An 18,087-nucleotide genomic window follows, 5' to 3' on the forward strand; every position below is an offset into this window, starting at 1 on the left:
TTCCTCTCAGTTGTTTGCTCCTATAGAATTAGTCATGATAATTATCAGCAGTGACTTGGAATTATTCAATAACCTAGATTTTTCATAAATTAAGCAGATTTAAACTAATGTATAATTTCACTATATTATCAAGATATATGCTCAATAATAGTTAGGGAAATTTCCCACTTGATCTTGACAAAATATATCGAGAGCACTAGTTAAATACAAATTATTTTTTTGTTAGCAATATCCAAGGATTTGAGTAGTTCAGATTTTGAAAAGATATGAATCGGAAATCCGTCGGCAATATAACCCTTTGTATTAATCGGAGCAATATAGTAGTCAGGGGTTGGAAGCGATGCAGCGCGGTCTTGGGGAGGCAGTGCGGTCTTGGGGGTTCCCCCCATGAGCAACTGCCGTGGTTTCCACGGGGCTTACAGCGATGCAGCGCGGTCTTGGGGGTTTCCCCCATGAGCGACTGCATCAAGACAGGTGCGGACGCAGGTTCCGCACACAGAACCCAAACCATGAGCGACTGCATCAAGAATTGAGGAATTTTGGTGATGCTAGTCATACACTATAAATACTTTAGAGTCACTGGAGGAACTACTTGATGAACAGGAGTAGGCAAAGTCTTGTAGACTAAGTATTCACCTAACTCCTACCTGCCATAGTAGGGCGGTCTAGTTGATCACTGGCTATCTTTGATTCCTTACGAGATTTGTCAAAAGCACGAGCAATAGCATTTTACCCAGACTTTAGTTAGAAGTCCGAGGTAGGAATTAAAAGCAAGGCAACGTGCTGATTGGCTTTGCCAGAGACTTATTGCTAGCTCTAGTTGATTGTAAGAGAATATCCGTAAAAATTATGTAAAGCTTTATTAAAGAAAGTGAAATTTCATCCTAAGTAACAGCAAATTTTTTGTAAAAATCAGCCAAGGTCATGAGTAATGGTGATCCGATTACCGATTACCCATGAGCAATTAGCTATGAGCAATTACCCAAGAATGTTATGTTGCATCCCTCTTAGAGAAAGGGGATAAAGATTAATGTTCCGATTCTTGAAGGCGCTTGCTTCTAGTCACCTCTTGCCGATATAAGACAAACACTAATAGCCATAAGCTGAGCATCCTCAAGGAATCTGAGGTTAAACTTGACCAGGCAGCTCCCTTCCATGAATACAGAGGAATTAACCAAAGGTTTAACGAAAAGTTCAACAGAGCTGCCGTTACTTGTATGCTACTACGCAACCCTTGAAATCCAGCACCAGTTAGGGTGTCCGCCGCAAAAAACTGCATGGCTTTAAAAAACGGTATCGGTGCTAACCAACGTAAGGCATTGACTACCTCACTATAGTCTTCACCTATGATGTAGGGTACCATTGGAGCCGAGATAAACAACCCGATACCAGCAGCTATTCCGTACATACCAGCAATTGGTGATAGACGCTTGGCCAGATTGAGACTTCCCCGGATGCCAGCGGCTCCCTTCTGAAAAAACTTGGCATAGGAAGCGGCTAACAGAGATTGTACAGGGACAAATGCCACATCAATTAAACGGTATGCAGCAGCATATATACCTGTAGCTTGTAATGTAGAAAGACGCGCCAGCATGGTTTTATCTACATTGTTGTTAACCGTTTCAGCACAAAGGTTGACAGAAAAGTAGAATCCCTGAAGCATCTCCGGCTTGATCTTTGATATTGCCAATTTAGGAGTTCCTAACATCCGATGTACCATCAGAAATCCAACCCCAGCTGCTATTGCTGTACTAGCCAGATATAAAGCTGCCCAAACTACAATATCTGATGTCTGAAAGAAGCTGACAAAACAAAGTGTTGCCACTAAGTTTTTTAGACTGAGTAAAAAATGAATCTGGGCGGTGTGCTTAAGCTGACTGACCGCGATAAATGCCTGACCAGCGGTGGCTAAAATTTTCAAAAAGAGTAAGTCAGACAAAAATACCAAAAATATTAGCAGGGGCGACGTTCCTTGAGGTAAAATAGCTGGAGCTATAAGCATAACTAAGGCAATTAGCACCAAACTAGAGGTAAAAACCATCAACAGCGCATTGCCCCAGTATTCCTTGAATAAGGCTCGGTTTCTAGAGACATTTTTAATTAAAACATCTCCACTACCCCAGGTAGCAAAAGGTGATATAATCGCCGCTAAAGCCGTCAAACTAGCAAACAGACCATACTGTTGAGCACCGAGGGTACGAGCAATAATCACGAAATAGGCCGCTTGGACAATCATCTTCAGAAATTTAGCCAATAGCATCCACAAGGTGTTACGTACTAGGGATTTCTGAAATATGCCAATGAGCCTGGATTTGAGGGATTGAAAATTCATATCAAGTAGTTTGGATCATACCTTTTTGCTGCCAGGATTATCTGCCAAGTTGGTAACTGATCGAAAATCATCTCTGATTACCCAGACTAAGAAGACAATCAGCGAATTATTGGTATGACTTATACCAAGTTGCCATCGAAGATATTACTCTAAAAGTTAGCATCATAATATCTCTGAAGGCAACTTATATATTATCTGATTTATCCCTACTTATATGGCTAATTTTTTATTATCCTCACCCTTAGGCTGACTAGCTGCTTAATCCCACTAATTCTTTGCTGTGCCATGCCGATATCTCCCGCCTTAATAATTTGAAGAGCTTTTGATTGTCATTGGCATAGATAGTGTAGAGTTTTTGAATCGCTGATGGACTGGGTCGAAGCTTTTGGTGTTGTAAGGGTAAGCGCTGATCAACACGATTAATCAAGCCACGCATAAATGGGAAACGGGTTCCGAGATAACGAGCAATTGGTGAACTAGTGCTTTTATGGACTTTTTTAGACTTTTTACTAAAATCAAAGGAAGAATCTATCTCAAGGAATTCACAAACTTTTTTCAGAGAATCGTCTGAGTTTTGAGCAATGTCTTCTTCAAAGACTAGAATTAGCATTTGCTTAGGATCGAAGTAGTCATAGTAGCCTTGCAGTTGGCGATAATATCGTCCCATGTCGATGATGCCATAGCGCTCAACTAGGGGTTGTTGATCACCAACTAATAGTTCATCAAGGTCATCATTGAGAGATATAGCTCCATTTTTGATAAAGTGATTTATAGCAGCAATGGCTCGTTCAACTGGATTTCTTAGGACTACAATAAGCTTTGCTTCAGGCAATGTTTCGTAGATCAGCCGATGGGAATAGGGAATTTCTTCGAGGGGGTCATAGTAGACTTTACCCTGGGCATCAGGCAATGGATCGATCCATAAGTAATTAGGAGTTTTTTCTCCAATAACTTTTTCTCCATTAACATCAGCAAAATGGTTTTTATACCATTCAATACCTTGATTGAGATTATAGGTCTTATTAAAGTAATGAATCTCATTTCCAGGTATAAATACCTCAGGATGTTCCCTGAGATTATGGGCTAACCAGGTAGTTCCAGCCTTTTGGGCTCCAATGATTAAAAAGTTCGGTAAAGTCACTAAAAACTGTCTCGTAATATCGAACTGCTATTTCGCCGTTGTTAATTATACCTAGATTAAAATCTATAAAACAATTGACTATATTGCTGATTATCCTAAGTAATTTAGCTGATTATCTCTACGCAAATTTAGGTATTAATACGGATTATTTTCCCTAACTAGAGAATAATTTGAGTAAGAAATCATGACCTTATTATATAAGACTATTAACTAGTATACTTTTGGGTAATTATTACTACCCAGCTCCTACCAATTATTTAAGATATATTAACCAGGAGTTAATCAGGGTAAACGCATCTAATTTGGTATAAATGGTAACAGACAAAAATATCATTAACTCAATTTTTTGGGTAAATTCCCATAAATCCCATCCTAAATCAGTTTTTTTGTTCAAAGTCAGCGGAAAATTCGTTGACTTTGAACAAAAATCAAAGTCGGATTTGCGTACGCAACCAGAATGTAGAGTACTCTCAAATCGACCTTGGATAACACGGCCAATAATTGAGAAGAAATTGGGCTTATTGATAATAACCAGGGTGATTCTAGATTTTTGATACTATTGTTTACTTTTTAACTGTAAGTTTTGATACAAATTTCGATGCGTTTACCCTGAGGAGTTAATCCGTAACTTGTTGATAAGTCAAGATGCGTATAACTCTGCGGATTATTTTTGCTAGCCAGAGAATAATTTTAGGACGAGATGCTGAACTAAGGGGCCAATAAATTACTGGTTTTACAAGACTATAGGGCATTAGTCCTACCCACAGGAACCAATGACTCCAGAGTAGCTTCTTTTTCCAATTAAATTTAGAATATTTCCAGATTGAGCAATATCCTTTGTAAGCTAAGACTACAGGGGAATCAGAAGCAAAAGGATGATGGTGAGGATCTAGTCGTAAAGAAGCGATACGGTGAATCAAATGATTGGGGTCACGAAAGCTCAAATCCGGGCATACGTGATAGCCGAACTCAGTCGCCTTGCTTACTAAATAGTTATACTTGATAAAATCATGGTTGATAGACCGACGAAACCGTTCAATGGGAATGGTTCCCTTAGAAAAAGCCCACAAATTCTTCCCATGTTGTCGGTATGCCCCAAGGGGTTTTTCAATCGATACCACTTGCCCATAAAATGGGTTCAGGGTGACTAGATAACCATCAGCAGCTATGGTAAAATCAGATTCGGGTATAGGAAAAATTTGAGCTAGTGCTGACCGTGCAAAACTATTGCCACTGGTTACAGTACTGCTGTACTTTCCCTTCTCCAACAAAATTGGCCAAACGGTGCCACTATCAAATGTTATGTCTGGAGCTGGATGGATACCAATAAATTCACTAAGGGCATTGACCAACTCTAAACGATATTGCACCTGGACTACCCCTGGTTTCCAAACGGCGACCACTTCGGACACCGCATTAGGGAATAAGTAATCATCAGCATCTAAAAAAATTACAATCTCCCCACGGCTGACATAAAAACCGGCATTGAGCGCCGATGCTTGCCCACCATTTTTCTTGAGGATAGGAATAATTTGGTCACCGTAGCTAGTGATAATCTCCTGAGAGTTGTCAGTGGACTCATCATCCACCACAATTACTTCTGTATTTGGATAAGTCTGACTCAGGCTACTGTCAATCGCTTGAGGTAGAAACTGACCATAATTGTAGTTGTTGATGACAATGCTGACTAATAACTGAAAGTTTTCGTTCATTTCAATAGGTTTTGTTGTCGCTCTAATGGAATAAGCACCGAAAGAGCTACAGATGTGTATAGCACCCAAAAGATATTGTTTTGTATCATCACTGATGTCTCTGTGATATTGGCTAACACGGTATAGGTTAATAACAATAATGGCCAGAGATTCTCTGATGTTTTACTTACACGAAGCCAAGCAATAGCTCTTAGTAAACTAAAACTAAATCCAATTAGGTAGATTAATACTCCCAAGATTCCTAAAGCTAGCCATAGGTCGAGCAAGCCGTTGTGGGCGTTGGGAGCTGGCCACAATACTGCACGCCAGACATAGGCAGATTCACCATTCAAGCCATTCCAGAATGAACCATAGCCATAACCGAACCACGGCTGTTTCTCAATCATGTCCAACACGAAGGGCCATAGCTTTGTACGACCGGTTAAGGTAGCATCTTTACCGATTGCACCTAGCAAAGCGTCTGCATTATCTAGCAACCAGATTAAGACGCTGCCTCCGAATGTTGTCATGGCAAATATAGCCGGAATCAGTAAGTAATATCGCCACCGTAACATCCGGTATAGATATAGAGATAAGAACATAATTATAAGACTAACCAGTGCAGTTTTTGAAGTTGTAAATAGTAAAAGAATTACGGCAAAGCCAAACCCCCCCCACAACAGTAAATTATTTTTTTTGCCCCGAATAGCTAGGAGCAAAAATACGACTGCACTGGGCACCATTACTTTGCCAAGAACATTTTTATGGACGTAGATTCCTCGCCAAGTTCCAGCATGAACTCCCCCCATAATCCCGTATTTCGGCAGAGCCACAATAAACAGAAAACTGAGCAATATTGCTACTCCGAACGCCCAACCCAGCATTTCTAGCTGTTCTTTCATGGTGTAGCGACTGGCGAGGTAAACACCAAACAAGGTTGTGCCAATTAGGGCAACAGCACGGTTGATAGTCGTTGTTGGTTCAGAAGACCAGAAAACAGATACTACTGCTATCCCCACCAACAGACTCAGCCACCTATCTTTACTGAGGACATAAAGTACCTTTTTCCACCGTAGTGTTAGGAGGAAAAAGGTAACGAGATAAATTAATACGAACAGCAATCTACTGAGGGAGGAATCAAATTCTTGTATGACATCCCCCTCACTTCTGCCTCCTGATAAAATTACAGTGAGTACTCCTCCTGAATAGAGCACCAAGGAAACAGTAGTGAAAATCGGTTCAAAAAATGCCAAAATTTTTCTCATGAACCCTGGTTTATAGTGAAAAATTATAGGTTTAATATTGTAGTCATAATGTTATATGCAAAAATTTACTACTTCAGAACATATATCATGTTTGGAGGCGTCTTTGTGGTATAATAAAAGTACTAATATAACCGTAGCAAGCTTGCTGGTTAAGGAATAGGCAAGGTGCGGCGCAATTATGGAATTTCAACACTCTGATATTGCTTGACTTCACAGGTTTTGGGTAAACCCTAACCTAAGAGTACTAATGCTCGTGAACATACTCCTGAACTTGATATTAAGCAGTGATTATTTTCTACAAAAGCTGACTTTAGGCAAAAATTGTGTTAGTGCATAGATAACCTGTATACAAAACCTGATCTAAATCTGCAATTGTCTGATTCACATGGGTTAATCCTATAGTTGCGAACTAAGGCAATGAATGAAATGGATGACATTGTTTCAAGTTAGTATTATCTGGCCAGCTAAGAGTGCATCTACACTCTTAACCCTGCTGAATCTAAGAGGCTCAGGAATTACCCAGATAGGGAAATTAAACCCTATCCCTAGGGTTGATTTATATGTCAGGCTGAGATGGATAAAGTTGGACTAAGTAGAGATTTGCCATCAAAGTAGTCGGGAATCGGTGCTCCCATCAACCTCAAGATGGTTGGGGCTATATCTACAGGATGAGCCTCTGGCAAACTAGAACCTGGGGTTATTCCTGGTCCGCTTGCCATCAAAAAGCCTCTGGCTCGGTGACCACCAGGACGATTATAGGTAATTGGACCAATGCGTCCCACATCAGGACTATCTACTACATCTGTGGGACACTCGTGCCATACGACTACTAAGTCAGCATCTGGCAGTTTGGGGTTATCATCTGTGGCTACGTTACGGGTGCGCACTACTTGTTTAACTAATGGTTCTCCTGTCCTGCCATCGGTAAGGCGATAAAGGAAGTCTGTTAGGTTATCGCACAGAGCATCATACTCGGAAAGCTCAACAATACCATCTCGTTCCCGTCCTTTGAGGTTGATGCGAATATGTCCATCAGCAAAGGCGGGTAAAGCAAAGGCTTTCATCTTCGGCCACAGGGGAGTATATAGAGTAGCTGGCATCCAACCCAATTGCACTCTGTGCTTCATGAGGGGATAAGGAGAGAGTAAACCGTGCTGCCCAGATTGTAAAAAGGCTTTATGGGTCCAGGTGTTGAACAACTGCTTAATGGGATTGGGTTCATAAATCTGTCGCCATACTTCCCCTGGCCAAGAGTTGCGGATTGGACGAGTAATTGGTGGTGGGGGAGTGACTCCGATTTTGCTGGGAGTAATGGCATATTTGCCAGGGAAGTTATACCGATAGACCAATTCTGGCAGGAACATCATGCTCATCAAGTCGGTAACATTGGCAGCCATGCCATGAACTGCGAAACACAAGATATAGGCATCTTTAGGGGCAGCAGCGATAATTTTTGCGATCGCATCATCCACCGCTTCAAAGATTTTCAGCATCGGGTCTCCACCCTTACCATTCTTTTTGCTCTGGTAAGGGTAGAGCTGGTGATCTGGTTGGCTGCGATCCCACAGGTCATGACCAGCACTGTGAGTTTCACCGAAAGCGGTCACGAACAAGTCCCACTGTTCACGCTGAAGTAAATCCCGACAAATCTCTGAGCGGGTGGAGATACTTGTTTTTAGAGCTTCCTGAATCCATTTAAAATAAACTGGATCCCACCAGCGACCATTATCTTTATGGAGCACTGGGTTTTTGCCGTATTGGGCAATAATATTCGGCAATAATTCCGGCGGTTGGGAATGGCTTGGCACAAAGGGATAATGTCCCCCCCAACCCAAAATTTGTAAGCCATTAATTTGATCTGAAAGTGCTGATACTGGTACATCAAAGGCAGCAACCCGGTAGTCATACCCTAAGGCATAAAAGGGATTATATTCTTTATAATCGTATCCACTATAAATTTTGTCGCAGACTAATTTATAAGTGTCTGGATAAAATTTTATCGTATCCCAAAAACCGGTTTTATCTGGTAAACAACCGGTAGAAAACATCACCCACAAGGGTTCAGTGGAGGAAAATTCAACTGTCTTCTTGTTGTAGTTAACGGTATTGTTCAGGCGACCATAGATTCCTTGTTGCCGTATTTTGTTGAGGGTCTTCAGATGTCCTTGGGACATCCAATTCTCCAACAATAGCGGGTCAGCTGCATCCAGTCCAATAGCAATTACAGGGGTTTTCATCGTAGTTTTTAGATAACTTTTATGTAGTTTTTTAGATAAAAGTAAAGCTAATCCATAAGAGAATCTCGGCTTGAATAATCATCATATGATTAATCGGTAAATTGGTAGTTGATGATTATCTAGTTTAGGATTACCGATTAGTAATTACCTATTCCCAAACATCCTATAGCGCTACGGGCAAGTCAGAATTTAGAAGTCAGAAGTCAAAGGTGCGCTTTCCGTTCTCCGTAGGAGACGCGGGGCGCGTTCGGCGAATTAAATTCGCCACGGGTCGCACCTAAAAGTAAACTATGACTAAGTTTCGGAGTTTAGGAATGTCCTAAACTGAATGCGTAGTGCTATATTTTGTTGGGAAATTGATTAACCGGATTTGATATATTATTAATAATGCTTAATTTATCACTATATTCATATCATAATTTAATTCGTTATTTAGTAATTAATAAAAAAATCTTGGTTTCTTCTATTTATAGACTGGAATAATCCCGGGGATTAAATCCTTAATTTATAGTGTTTGCTTCTAGGGAATAGCGAGTAGTCATAATTCATAGTTTTGAATCATCTCCGGGAAACATTCGAGGTTTTTTTAGTCTGGGCTTGACGCTGTACCAATCTTCTTACTGAGCCATAATGGAAGTATTCCTGTGACTGGTAAAAGTAACCAATGGATTCATCTTTTTGAATGACACCATTAGCCACCAAACCCAAAACCGTCTGACCGGAACTATCTAACATTTGTTTAGCCACATTAGCATTAGCGAAATCCAGCACACCTGGTCGAGCCACCAACAACATGCCATCAGTCATTGGACTTAAGCAAAGGGCATCAGCAGTCAGAAGTAAGGGTGGGGCATCAATAATCACAAAGTCATATTGGGTTGAACATTCCTGAATCAGGGAAGCCATTTGCTTTGAATCCAGGAGTGCCAAAGGATTAGGAGGCATTACCCCAGCGGTGAGAACATCAAGATTTTCCATGGCTTTACAGATGGCAAGCTCTAGAGGCACTTCACCAATCAGTACCTGGCTCAAACCAGCCACATTCATTACTTGCCAAATATAATGCTGACAGGGGTGACGCATATCGGAATCAATCAGCAAAACCCGACGCCCCAGTTGAGCCATAGCAGCGGCCAAGTTTGCTGATACCGTAGATTTGCCTTCCTTGGAAACGGAGCTAGTGACTACAATAACTTTAAGTGGGTGATCAGACCTGAGAAATTTCAGATTCGCTTGAATCATTCGGTAGACTTCACTCACCATGGAATGAGGCTGCTCTGTTACGGGCAATTCCCCTCCGAAAAATAGGTCATCCCGACGACGGGAGAGCTTCTTGTGCTTGAAAACTGGAATCACCCCTAGCACAGGATATCTTAACAACTGCTTGACTTCTTTGAGAGTTTTTATAGAGCGGTCTCTCATTTCCAAGAGCAAGACAGCAGTCGTGGCCAGTGTGACCCCCAACATCACCCCTAGAGCCAACACCTTTATTTTCTTATCACCTAAGGGCTTTTTAGGGACTATTGCTGGCTCAATGATGCGAGCATTAGCGGTATCTTGGTTTTCTGCGACCTTTAATTCATTGAGATTTTTCAACAGGGTTTCATAGGTCAAGCGGGCAGCTTGGACTCGTTGTTCGAGCTGCTGCTGAGTTTGCTCCAACCGAGGAAGAACATTTACCCGTTGTTCATAGGCAATTCTAGCCTTAGCAAGAGTTGATAATCCTTCTGCTAAACTTTGACGTTTGACTTCTGATTCAATAAAATCGTTAATCAGTTTTTGTTTGAGCTGGTCAACTTCTAAAAGCCCTTGAGTAATTTGTATCTGAGTACCAGCCAGACTTTGAGAGCCTAGTATTTGATTAATCTGCTGTTGTAAATGACCTCTGAGGGAGCGTTGCTGCTTGGTGAGCCGAATCATGATCGGGTGATTTTTACCGTAACGATTTTTCGAAACCGCTAATTGCCGCTCAACCTCTTGCAGTTCTTGGAGTACGCCCTGTACTGAAGTAGACTGACTCAGAGCACTGATAGCAATTGCTTGCTGGGGATTAAGACCGACCTGGTTTCTCAAGCCAGCAGCTTGGGCATTGGCTTCTTCAAGTTGAGCTTGAACTGTAGTAATTTGGCTGTCTAAGTCAGCCATCACCGCTACCAAAGACCGGGCTTCTTCTGTGAGGGATACAACCTGATTGCGTTCCTTAAATTGCCGTAGAGCAGCTTCTGCTTGCCTGACATTGGCTTCACTTTGAGGAAGTTGGTTAGTAATAAACTCACGGGCTTTTGCTGCTTCCGACTTTTTGGATAGGATCTGATTCTCTATATAAAGCCTCATTAATTGATTGATCACCGCAGCCCCTTTTTCTGAGTTCTTACCCTTGTAGGAAAGCCTAACCACATCGGTGCCACCCACAATTTTGACAGTGAGCTTTCTTTTGAGGGCTTCCGGTTGCAAAGGTAGACCTTCGTTATCAGTGAGGTTGAGTTGATCAATGATCTGTTGCAGAAGCGGGTGGGAGTAAATCACCTCAACTTCAGTACTCAGAGGGTTCTGGGCATCAACCAGAGGGCGTAACTGGTCAATTTCCTCCCCCAACCCAGTCAAGAAAGCGGTTCGGTCTATCTTAAACAGTAGTTTTCCTTCAGCTTCATAGGAAGGCTTGAGAAACAAGGTAGACCAGGCAGCTGAGATAACTGTAAATAGGAAAATAGCAACTGCTGGCAGCCAACGACGTTTCAATAGCAGTTTGTATTGGCTAAGATCGAGATCTATAGAACTTCTAGACTCCATAAGTTCTTCAGGGGCTCCCCCTAGGTAGATTGCACAATAAAATAATTTTTGGTATTGGTGCGAATTAGCTACCAACCCTGCCATCGGTTAGATGCAACCTATATATGGAAATACTAATAAAATTTAATCATATCAAAAGTCACTCGACATTAAAGAGTTGGTAAATATATGCAAATTTTCCGTGATTCTTGTGAACATAAGAAAGTTAAGGGGCTGACCGGGTGTCGGGTATCGGGCCAACGGGGGTAGGGTTTTGCGACCGATTGTTGTGTCAGTAAGACCAGCAATCCCTAGAGCTGTTGAGTCTTCTATCTTCTGACTTAACCCAAACCCGGTCAGCCGTCAGCCATCAGCCGTCAGCCATCAGCCGTCAGCTTATTTTATTCAAAAACACCGATTGCGCTACTTGAGGTGCTGCGCGAACAGTAGCGATGCAGTGGCCTCACGGGGGTTTCCCCCACTCGCGCTTTGGATCAAGACAGCGTGCGCTATGGGCATAAAGTGTTCGGTGTAGCGTGGCCACAGGCCTTTGGCTGTTCGGTGTAGCGTGGGCATTAGCTGATACGCGACACGCTGATAGCTGAATGCTTACGGTCACCCTACCCCCGCTGGCTCCATTTCTGGCTAAACTTTTACCAGATTGAACCATTCTGTTGGCCAGTGAGTCTAAATAACATCGGAAAACAAAGCGGTGAGGGAGAACCCAGAGTTGTCAGTCAGATCAGCCCAGGCTTCCAAAGAAGATTCTGCTGCTGCAAAAACAACCAGCACAGACACAGAGTTGGTATTGCAGTGCCAACAGGGGAACCAGCAGAGTTTTCGCCAACTATACCGACGCTATCAGCAGCGCGTCAGGTCAACTATCTATCAGCTATGTGGTGCTTATGCTCTTGATGATTTAGTACAAGAGGTGTTCCTACGAGTTTGGAAAGGCTTACCAAAACTACGGCAACCTTCACAGTTCTCCACCTGGCTTTACCGCATCTGCTGGAATGTGGCATCGGATCAGCGGGGCAAATTGCAACGGCAACGTGCCTTCAACCTTCAACTTCCAGAGGACACAGCTGATCTACCCCTCAAAAATGCCAAATCCTCCTACACTCCTGATCTGATGCAGTTGCACTATCAGGACATTATTCAACAAGGTATGCAACAGCTGAGCTTGAACCATCGTGCTGTGCTGGTGCTACATGATTTAGAGGATTTGCCACAAAAGGAAGTTGCTAAAATTTTGGGCATAGCTCTCGGAACGGTTAAGTCTCGTCTTTTCCACGCTCGAACTTCCCTACGGAAATATATCATCCAACAACAAGGAGAGATGCCATGACTCAGTTTCAACCTGATGACCAACAATGGCAAGCATTTCTGCGCCAACATCGACCTAGTCCTCCACCAGCAGCATTTGACTTGGAGGAACGAGTTATCAATGCGATCGCTAAATCCCCACCGCCTACTCGTAAACCAGAGCTTTGGTTGCTTCCCTCAGCGATCGCTGTTGGTTTACTGATGGCTTGGAGTGGTTACCGCACCCACAATTTAACCACTCTAGAAGCTTTCTTAGAGAAAAATTGGCATGGAGTTGTGGGAGAGACATCGGTGAGCAATGTCATTCATACTCCACCAGCTGATTGGATGATCTTAGCCAATACTGGACAATAAATGAAATAGTAGGAACCATCACCTCAGGATCACCTATAGAGGATAAGGTTTGACCTGTCAAAAGGTTTGCTCTAGCCTAGGCTATGGCAAGGGAAAAGTGTTTTTTTTCCCTTCAACCTTCAACCCACCTTCAACCTTCAACCCACCTTCAACCTTCAACCCACCTTCAACCTTCAACCCACCTTCAGCCTTCAACCTTCAACCTTCAACCTTCAACCTTCAACCTTCAACCTTCAACCTTCAACCTTCAACCTTCAACCTTCAACCCACCTTCAACTTTCAACTTTCAACTTTCAACTTTCAACTTTCAACTTTCAACTTTCAACCTTGGCCTTTCGGCCACGCTACGGGAACAACCTTCAATATTTCTTACAAACTTTAAATTAAAGACATTTATAGGTAACTTCCATGCTGTTACGTCCAGGTTATGTTTTGTCAATTCTCATGGTTACCCTGACTGGCTGCACTGCTGTAGCTAATTCCAACCCTGTAACCTCTCAATTGATTCCCAGCCCCGAGGGTCAACAACACCCAAAATCGAGTAGGCATAGTAGGTTAATGAGGCAACTCAATCTTAACCAGGTGCAAAGGCAGCAGCTGAAAGCCATTAAGCTGGAGTATGAAGAATCCATTATAGATCTTCGCCAGCAAGTGAGTCAAGCGAAGCATAAATTAGGTGAGTTGATGGTGGGTACAGCTGACACACAAACTATCCGCACTCAATACCAACAGGTTCAACTATTGAACCAGCAGCTAGGAAAGTTACACCTTGAGAGTATGTTGCAGATGCGAGAGGTGATGACTCCTGAACAACGCATCCAGTTTGCTCAATTCATGAGACAGCGCCGCCAGCAAAACCTTCTATCAGATTAGGGAGAACCACAAAGGACAAGGATTTTGAGATTTATTTATCTACACGGTTTTGCCTCTAGCCCTGAGTCAGCCAAGGCGGTGTATCTACAAAAAGCTTTTGCTCGCCTCAATGTCTCTCTAACCATTCCTGACCTTAATCAAGATGACTTTAATCATTTAACAATAAGTCGCCAGATTAGTCAAGTGGCAGCATTACTGCCCTTAGATGGAACACCAGTCACGTTAATCGGCTCTAGTTTGGGTGCTTTTACCGCTGCACACTTAGCACAAAACAATCCACAAATCAAAAGATTGGTTCTACTAGCACCAGCATTTGGCTTCCTTGGCCATTGGTTGCCCAAATTAGAAGCAGAACAGCTCTATCAGTGGCGGAACGAGGGATATCTAGATATTTACCATTATCGAGAACAGCGAACGCTGCCCTTGCACTACCAGTTTGTAGAAGATGCCCGTCATTATGAGGGTTTGGAGCTAGGGCGACAAGTACCTACTCGGATTTTACATGGGTGCGATGATGAGGTGATTCCTATCATGGCGAGTCGTGATTATGCCAGTACCCGCCCTTGGGTGGAATTGATTGAATTGCATAGCGATGCTCCTTTGGAGCCGCTACGCGAACATGGTTTGCGGGACGTGATGGCGTTGATTTGGGCAGCAGTTCGGGAATTTTGTAGTATTTAGGATTGAGGGTTAGTCGGTTGTTCGCCTTTGGCGTCCCTTGTCGGGTAGGTTAGTCGGTTCAGGGGTGAGCTACTCCAACCCAACACTAACTCCAAACCAACCCAACACCAACCAACCAATTCCCCCTAACCCTAATAACACCGGAGTCAACCAATTCCCCCACTGCACATACAACGTCTGAGTTTGTCGTCGATAAATCGTATCTGCGTGCAACTCATAGGTATTAATCCCCGATAGCCATACTGTTTTGCCATGGGGGTCTACAATACCGGAATAGCCGGTATTGGTTGCTCTAACTGTCCACCTATCTGTTTCAATGGAGCGCATTACATCTTGAGCATGGTGCTGGGCAGGCATAGTATTACTGTAATGGGCATTATTGGATGCAGTGATAATAAACTGCCCACCAGCGGCAGCTTGATAGCGGAAGTGCTCGGCAAAAGCTGACTCATAACAAATTCCTACCACCGCTTGACCAAAGGGCGTTTCTAATAATTGGTCAGGTTTACCTGCGGCTAAGTGAGCATCAAGAGGGGATAATCGGTCAATTAAACGTCCTAGGAATTCTTCAAAAGGAATATATTCTCCTAAGGGCACTAATTTGACCTTATCGTAACGGCTGAAGGTCTCACCAGTACCGGTGACAGTAAACAAACTATTGGTAAGGCTACGCCCGATTTGCCCATAGCCTCCTACCCAAACTAATACCCCTTTATCTAATATTGCTGAGTAGAAAGAACTACGAGTGCGAACCTGTTCTTCCCAAAGAAAAGGTAAGGCAGTTTCAGGAGTTAGCACTGCGTCTACCTTTTGATCTGCCAATGTCTGGTATCCAGTAGTGTAACCTTTTATAGCACGCTGCCAGCCAGCGGAGTAAAGTTTGATTTCATTGGGGATGTTTCCTTGAATAATACCGACTTTAATAGCAGAATCCTTTGATTGCTCAATCGGTTTACTATACAGTAACCATCCCAGCAGATGTAAGCTGATTAATAATCCGATTGCTATACCCAAAAGGGTTGAATGTTGGAGGTTTTTAGGAGTCGAATATTGTTCGCCCTTGGCGTTACCGTAGGGTAGGTTGTTGTGATCACTTTCAACGTTCAACCTGCCAACGTTCAACCTGCTAACTTTAAAACTACTAACCTTTAATGCGCTTTCAGCTATTAAACCATTGACGGCGACAATAGCTGCTGTAACTGTTATTGGACCGGATAATTGACCGAGGTGCAAAATTATCAGGTTATGGGGACTTTGGGTATAGGATAAGGAAGACCAGTACAGGGGACTCATACTCCGCAGGGTTTCTATGCCACACCACAAGCCTGTACCGATTAGAACCCGCAAGCAGGAGGTTAAAAGAACATAGTTTTGAGTGGGGGTAGGGAGATTTAGATCACGATTTAGATCAGGATTTAGATCACGTTGTTGTGTAGCTTTGGTGGATGGGAATTTACAGCGGTTTTCAGATGAATTGACCTCACTACCTTTAGCTGCAAGCCCCCTAAATCCCCCAATTCTGGGGGACTTTAACTCAATTTCCCCCTCCAGTGCGCTTTCCGTTGGCGAATTAAATTCGCCACGGGTCGCACCGCAAAGTTGGGGGGCTAGGGGGGCGAAACTTGCTGTAATTGATTGAGTTATAGAGATTCCTATGGCCCAGACAGCTACTAGGAGTGCTCCCCACAGGGTAATGAATATCCAGCAGAATAATGCGATCGCAATACTAGCTAGCCATGGTACCCCCATCCAGTCCATCGGGTGAATACCAGTAATCCAAGATAGAGCTAAGCCATGATAACCGATACCCCAGATCAGACCAGATAAAGCATTGCCACGAATACTCTGACCCCTGACTACTATGAACCATAGAGGCACTAGGGCAATCCACGCTAGGGGCCAAGCTTCTGTTGGTGATGGTGTCAGTCCCATCAGGATGCCACCTATTAATGGTAATAGTAAACGATGTATAGACAAAATGAACTATATAAATAAAATCTCAAGTTGGCGCACCACCTGCTACACGATACAAGGTTGTGTAGTAATGCACTAGACCACTACCCACTGCTATAGCGTAGAGCAGAGTTACTAAAACAGCTACCTGACGTTGCCAACGCCAAACTTTCATCAAGCCTGCTGCTAGAAGAATTAAGAAATAGGGGGATACAATTAGTAGATAGCGAGCTTTCCATATGGAACTGGAAACATAGGATATCAATAAGATAGATCCGGCAGGTAATAATGCCCACACTTTAATCCACCAGAGTTTTGTTGAGGGGTGCCTGCTCAATAGAGCGATCGCAAGCAAGCCGATTGCCATGGCTGTATATGCCATGTAATATAGCAAAGGTACAAGATTTGACGTTAACACATGCTCTACAAGCCAGTCCATGATAGACTGCTGATTGAGCTGTTTCATCAGGTCGTTGGCACTGATGCCTGACCCTAGTAAGTGTCTCAATGGCCAAAAAGCTGTCAAGTGGGTGACTTCAGAGATAATTAAGATAATGTTGGGTTTTGGGTACTGTGTAACCCAACCTTTGAGGAATTTAGTGGAAGACTCATTAACTGCTGATACCAAAGGAAGCCAACAACTCCCAATCAGCAGCAGCCTGATTCCAAAGGCAAATAATCGGCGCTTTTGATTACGGAACTGCCATCCAATTAATACCAGATCTGGCACAAACAAGGTCACACTAACGGGAGTAGTCACCAGGGCTAGAAACCTGGCCACAGCCCACCAGTTGATGGCAGCAAACCTGGGATTTTCAAGGGCATGAGCTAGAGCCAAGGTACCCCCTAAACTTAAGAAGGGGATTAGGGTGTACATCCTTACCTCTTGGGCATGGTTGATAAACAGAGGTGAGAGGGTTAGTAAGAGGGCGGCAATCAAGCCAACTGGCTTTCCTGCTAAGCGACGACCCAGCAGGTAGATTAGGAAGATACTGCCTAGTCCAAAAATCACAGATAGCCCACGCAACCAAACGGTGCTAGTGCTAAACTGCATCCAAATGTAGAGAATCATGAAATAAAAGGGACGTGTCAGATTCTTGGGAGGCAGTGATATCCCACTCTGGGTTTTGTTAATGCTAAATAGTTCATCGTACCATAAGCTCTCTGTGCCGAGTTGATAGATGTACAACCCAGTAGCGACTAGTAAAATTAAGCCGATCGGCATCCACTTCTCGAGCCAATTTGCTCTTATTCCAAGTGCTGGTGTATTCAGTTTCATGGTGATGGACAGTTAATTCAAATTAGTTAAGTAGTATTATTTAACTAATATTAGTTAAATCAAATTAGGGATTGTGAGCGCAATCCTAGTATTCTGTGAATTTAGTTTTGAGCATTAGGGGAAATAGCAATCCGTGTAGGAATTGAGATAATTTTGATGCCATATTCCCTACTCCCTGTTCCGGTG

At 43.0% G+C, this 18,087-nt stretch carries 14 protein-coding genes; 5 read left to right on the forward strand and 9 right to left on the reverse strand.

Translation table 11 applies throughout. The annotated features are described in order from the left end of the window. Positions 1 to 200: 200 nt before the first annotated feature. The 7 genes from F6K38_RS14165 to F6K38_RS14195 form a co-directional block, all read right to left on the reverse strand. Positions 201 to 389, reverse strand: coding sequence for a hypothetical protein (locus F6K38_RS14165; RefSeq protein ID WP_008179465.1), 189 nt, complete (start codon positions 387 to 389; stop codon positions 201 to 203). A 638-nt stretch (positions 390 to 1,027) separates the two neighbouring features. Then, positions 1,028 to 2,332, reverse strand: a complete 1,305-nt coding sequence (locus F6K38_RS14170) for an oligosaccharide flippase family protein (RefSeq protein ID WP_008179467.1) — start codon at positions 2,330 to 2,332, stop codon at positions 1,028 to 1,030. A 250-nt stretch (positions 2,333 to 2,582) separates the two neighbouring features. Next, a complete protein-coding gene (locus F6K38_RS14175) occupies positions 2,583 to 3,473 on the reverse strand; it encodes a sulfotransferase domain-containing protein (protein ID WP_287356779.1) in 891 nt (296 codons plus the stop codon). 617 nt (positions 3,474 to 4,090) lie between these two features. Then, entirely contained in the window at positions 4,091 to 5,185 is a 1,095-nt protein-coding gene (locus F6K38_RS14180; RefSeq protein WP_287254051.1) for a glycosyltransferase family 2 protein, read from the reverse strand. Then, complete coding sequence (locus F6K38_RS14185) at positions 5,182 to 6,429, reverse strand: O-antigen ligase family protein (RefSeq protein ID WP_287356781.1); 1,248 nt, start codon at positions 6,427 to 6,429, stop codon at positions 5,182 to 5,184. Before F6K38_RS14185 ends, F6K38_RS14180 begins: the two co-directional genes overlap by 4 nt. 563 nt (positions 6,430 to 6,992) lie before the next feature. Then, entirely contained in the window at positions 6,993 to 8,666 is a 1,674-nt protein-coding gene (locus F6K38_RS14190; RefSeq protein ID WP_287356783.1) for an alkaline phosphatase family protein, read from the reverse strand. 558 nt (positions 8,667 to 9,224) lie between these two features. Continuing rightward, positions 9,225 to 11,540: a GumC family protein gene (locus F6K38_RS14195; protein WP_008179479.1), complete on the reverse strand. Its 2,316-nt coding sequence runs from the start codon at positions 11,538 to 11,540 to the stop codon at positions 9,225 to 9,227. Between the two features lie 625 nt (positions 11,541 to 12,165). Between F6K38_RS14195 and F6K38_RS14200 the strand changes: the two genes are divergently transcribed. Genes F6K38_RS14200 through F6K38_RS14220 form a run of 5 tightly spaced genes read left to right on the forward strand, consistent with a single transcriptional unit; the run spans position 12,166 to position 14,669 of the window. Beyond that, positions 12,166 to 12,783, forward strand: coding sequence for a sigma-70 family RNA polymerase sigma factor (locus F6K38_RS14200; protein ID WP_044492254.1), 618 nt, complete (start codon positions 12,166 to 12,168; stop codon positions 12,781 to 12,783). Beyond that, positions 12,780 to 13,115 (forward strand): hypothetical protein, encoded by a 336-nt coding sequence (locus tag F6K38_RS14205; RefSeq protein WP_287254807.1) that lies wholly within the window; start codon positions 12,780 to 12,782, stop codon positions 13,113 to 13,115. The genes F6K38_RS14200 and F6K38_RS14205 overlap by 4 nt, the downstream gene beginning before the upstream one ends. 49 nt (positions 13,116 to 13,164) lie before the next feature. Further along, entirely contained in the window at positions 13,165 to 13,497 is a 333-nt protein-coding gene (locus F6K38_RS14210; protein ID WP_287356785.1) for a hypothetical protein, read from the forward strand. A gap of 26 nt (positions 13,498 to 13,523) precedes the next feature. Next, positions 13,524 to 13,988: a Spy/CpxP family protein refolding chaperone gene (locus F6K38_RS14215; protein WP_287257179.1), complete on the forward strand. Its 465-nt coding sequence runs from the start codon at positions 13,524 to 13,526 to the stop codon at positions 13,986 to 13,988. 24 nt (positions 13,989 to 14,012) lie between these two features. Beyond that, positions 14,013 to 14,669 carry a YqiA/YcfP family alpha/beta fold hydrolase gene (locus F6K38_RS14220; RefSeq protein ID WP_287356787.1) on the forward strand — a complete coding sequence of 219 codons (657 nt, stop codon included), beginning with the start codon at positions 14,013 to 14,015 and terminating at the stop codon, positions 14,667 to 14,669. 69 nt (positions 14,670 to 14,738) lie between these two features. Here the strand turns inward: F6K38_RS14220 and lnt are convergent, their stop codons facing one another. Continuing rightward, positions 14,739 to 16,601: an apolipoprotein N-acyltransferase gene (gene lnt / locus F6K38_RS14225; protein WP_287356791.1), complete on the reverse strand. Its 1,863-nt coding sequence runs from the start codon at positions 16,599 to 16,601 to the stop codon at positions 14,739 to 14,741. Between the two features lie 67 nt (positions 16,602 to 16,668). Continuing rightward, positions 16,669 to 17,901 (reverse strand): glycosyltransferase family 39 protein, encoded by a 1,233-nt coding sequence (locus F6K38_RS14230; protein ID WP_287356789.1) that lies wholly within the window; start codon positions 17,899 to 17,901, stop codon positions 16,669 to 16,671. Positions 17,902 to 18,087: the final 186 nt, after the last annotated feature.

Origin of the sequence: Moorena sp. SIO3B2 (assembly GCF_010692525.1) — a bacterium.
Classification (GTDB): domain Bacteria; phylum Cyanobacteriota; class Cyanobacteriia; order Cyanobacteriales; family Coleofasciculaceae; genus Moorena; species Moorena producens.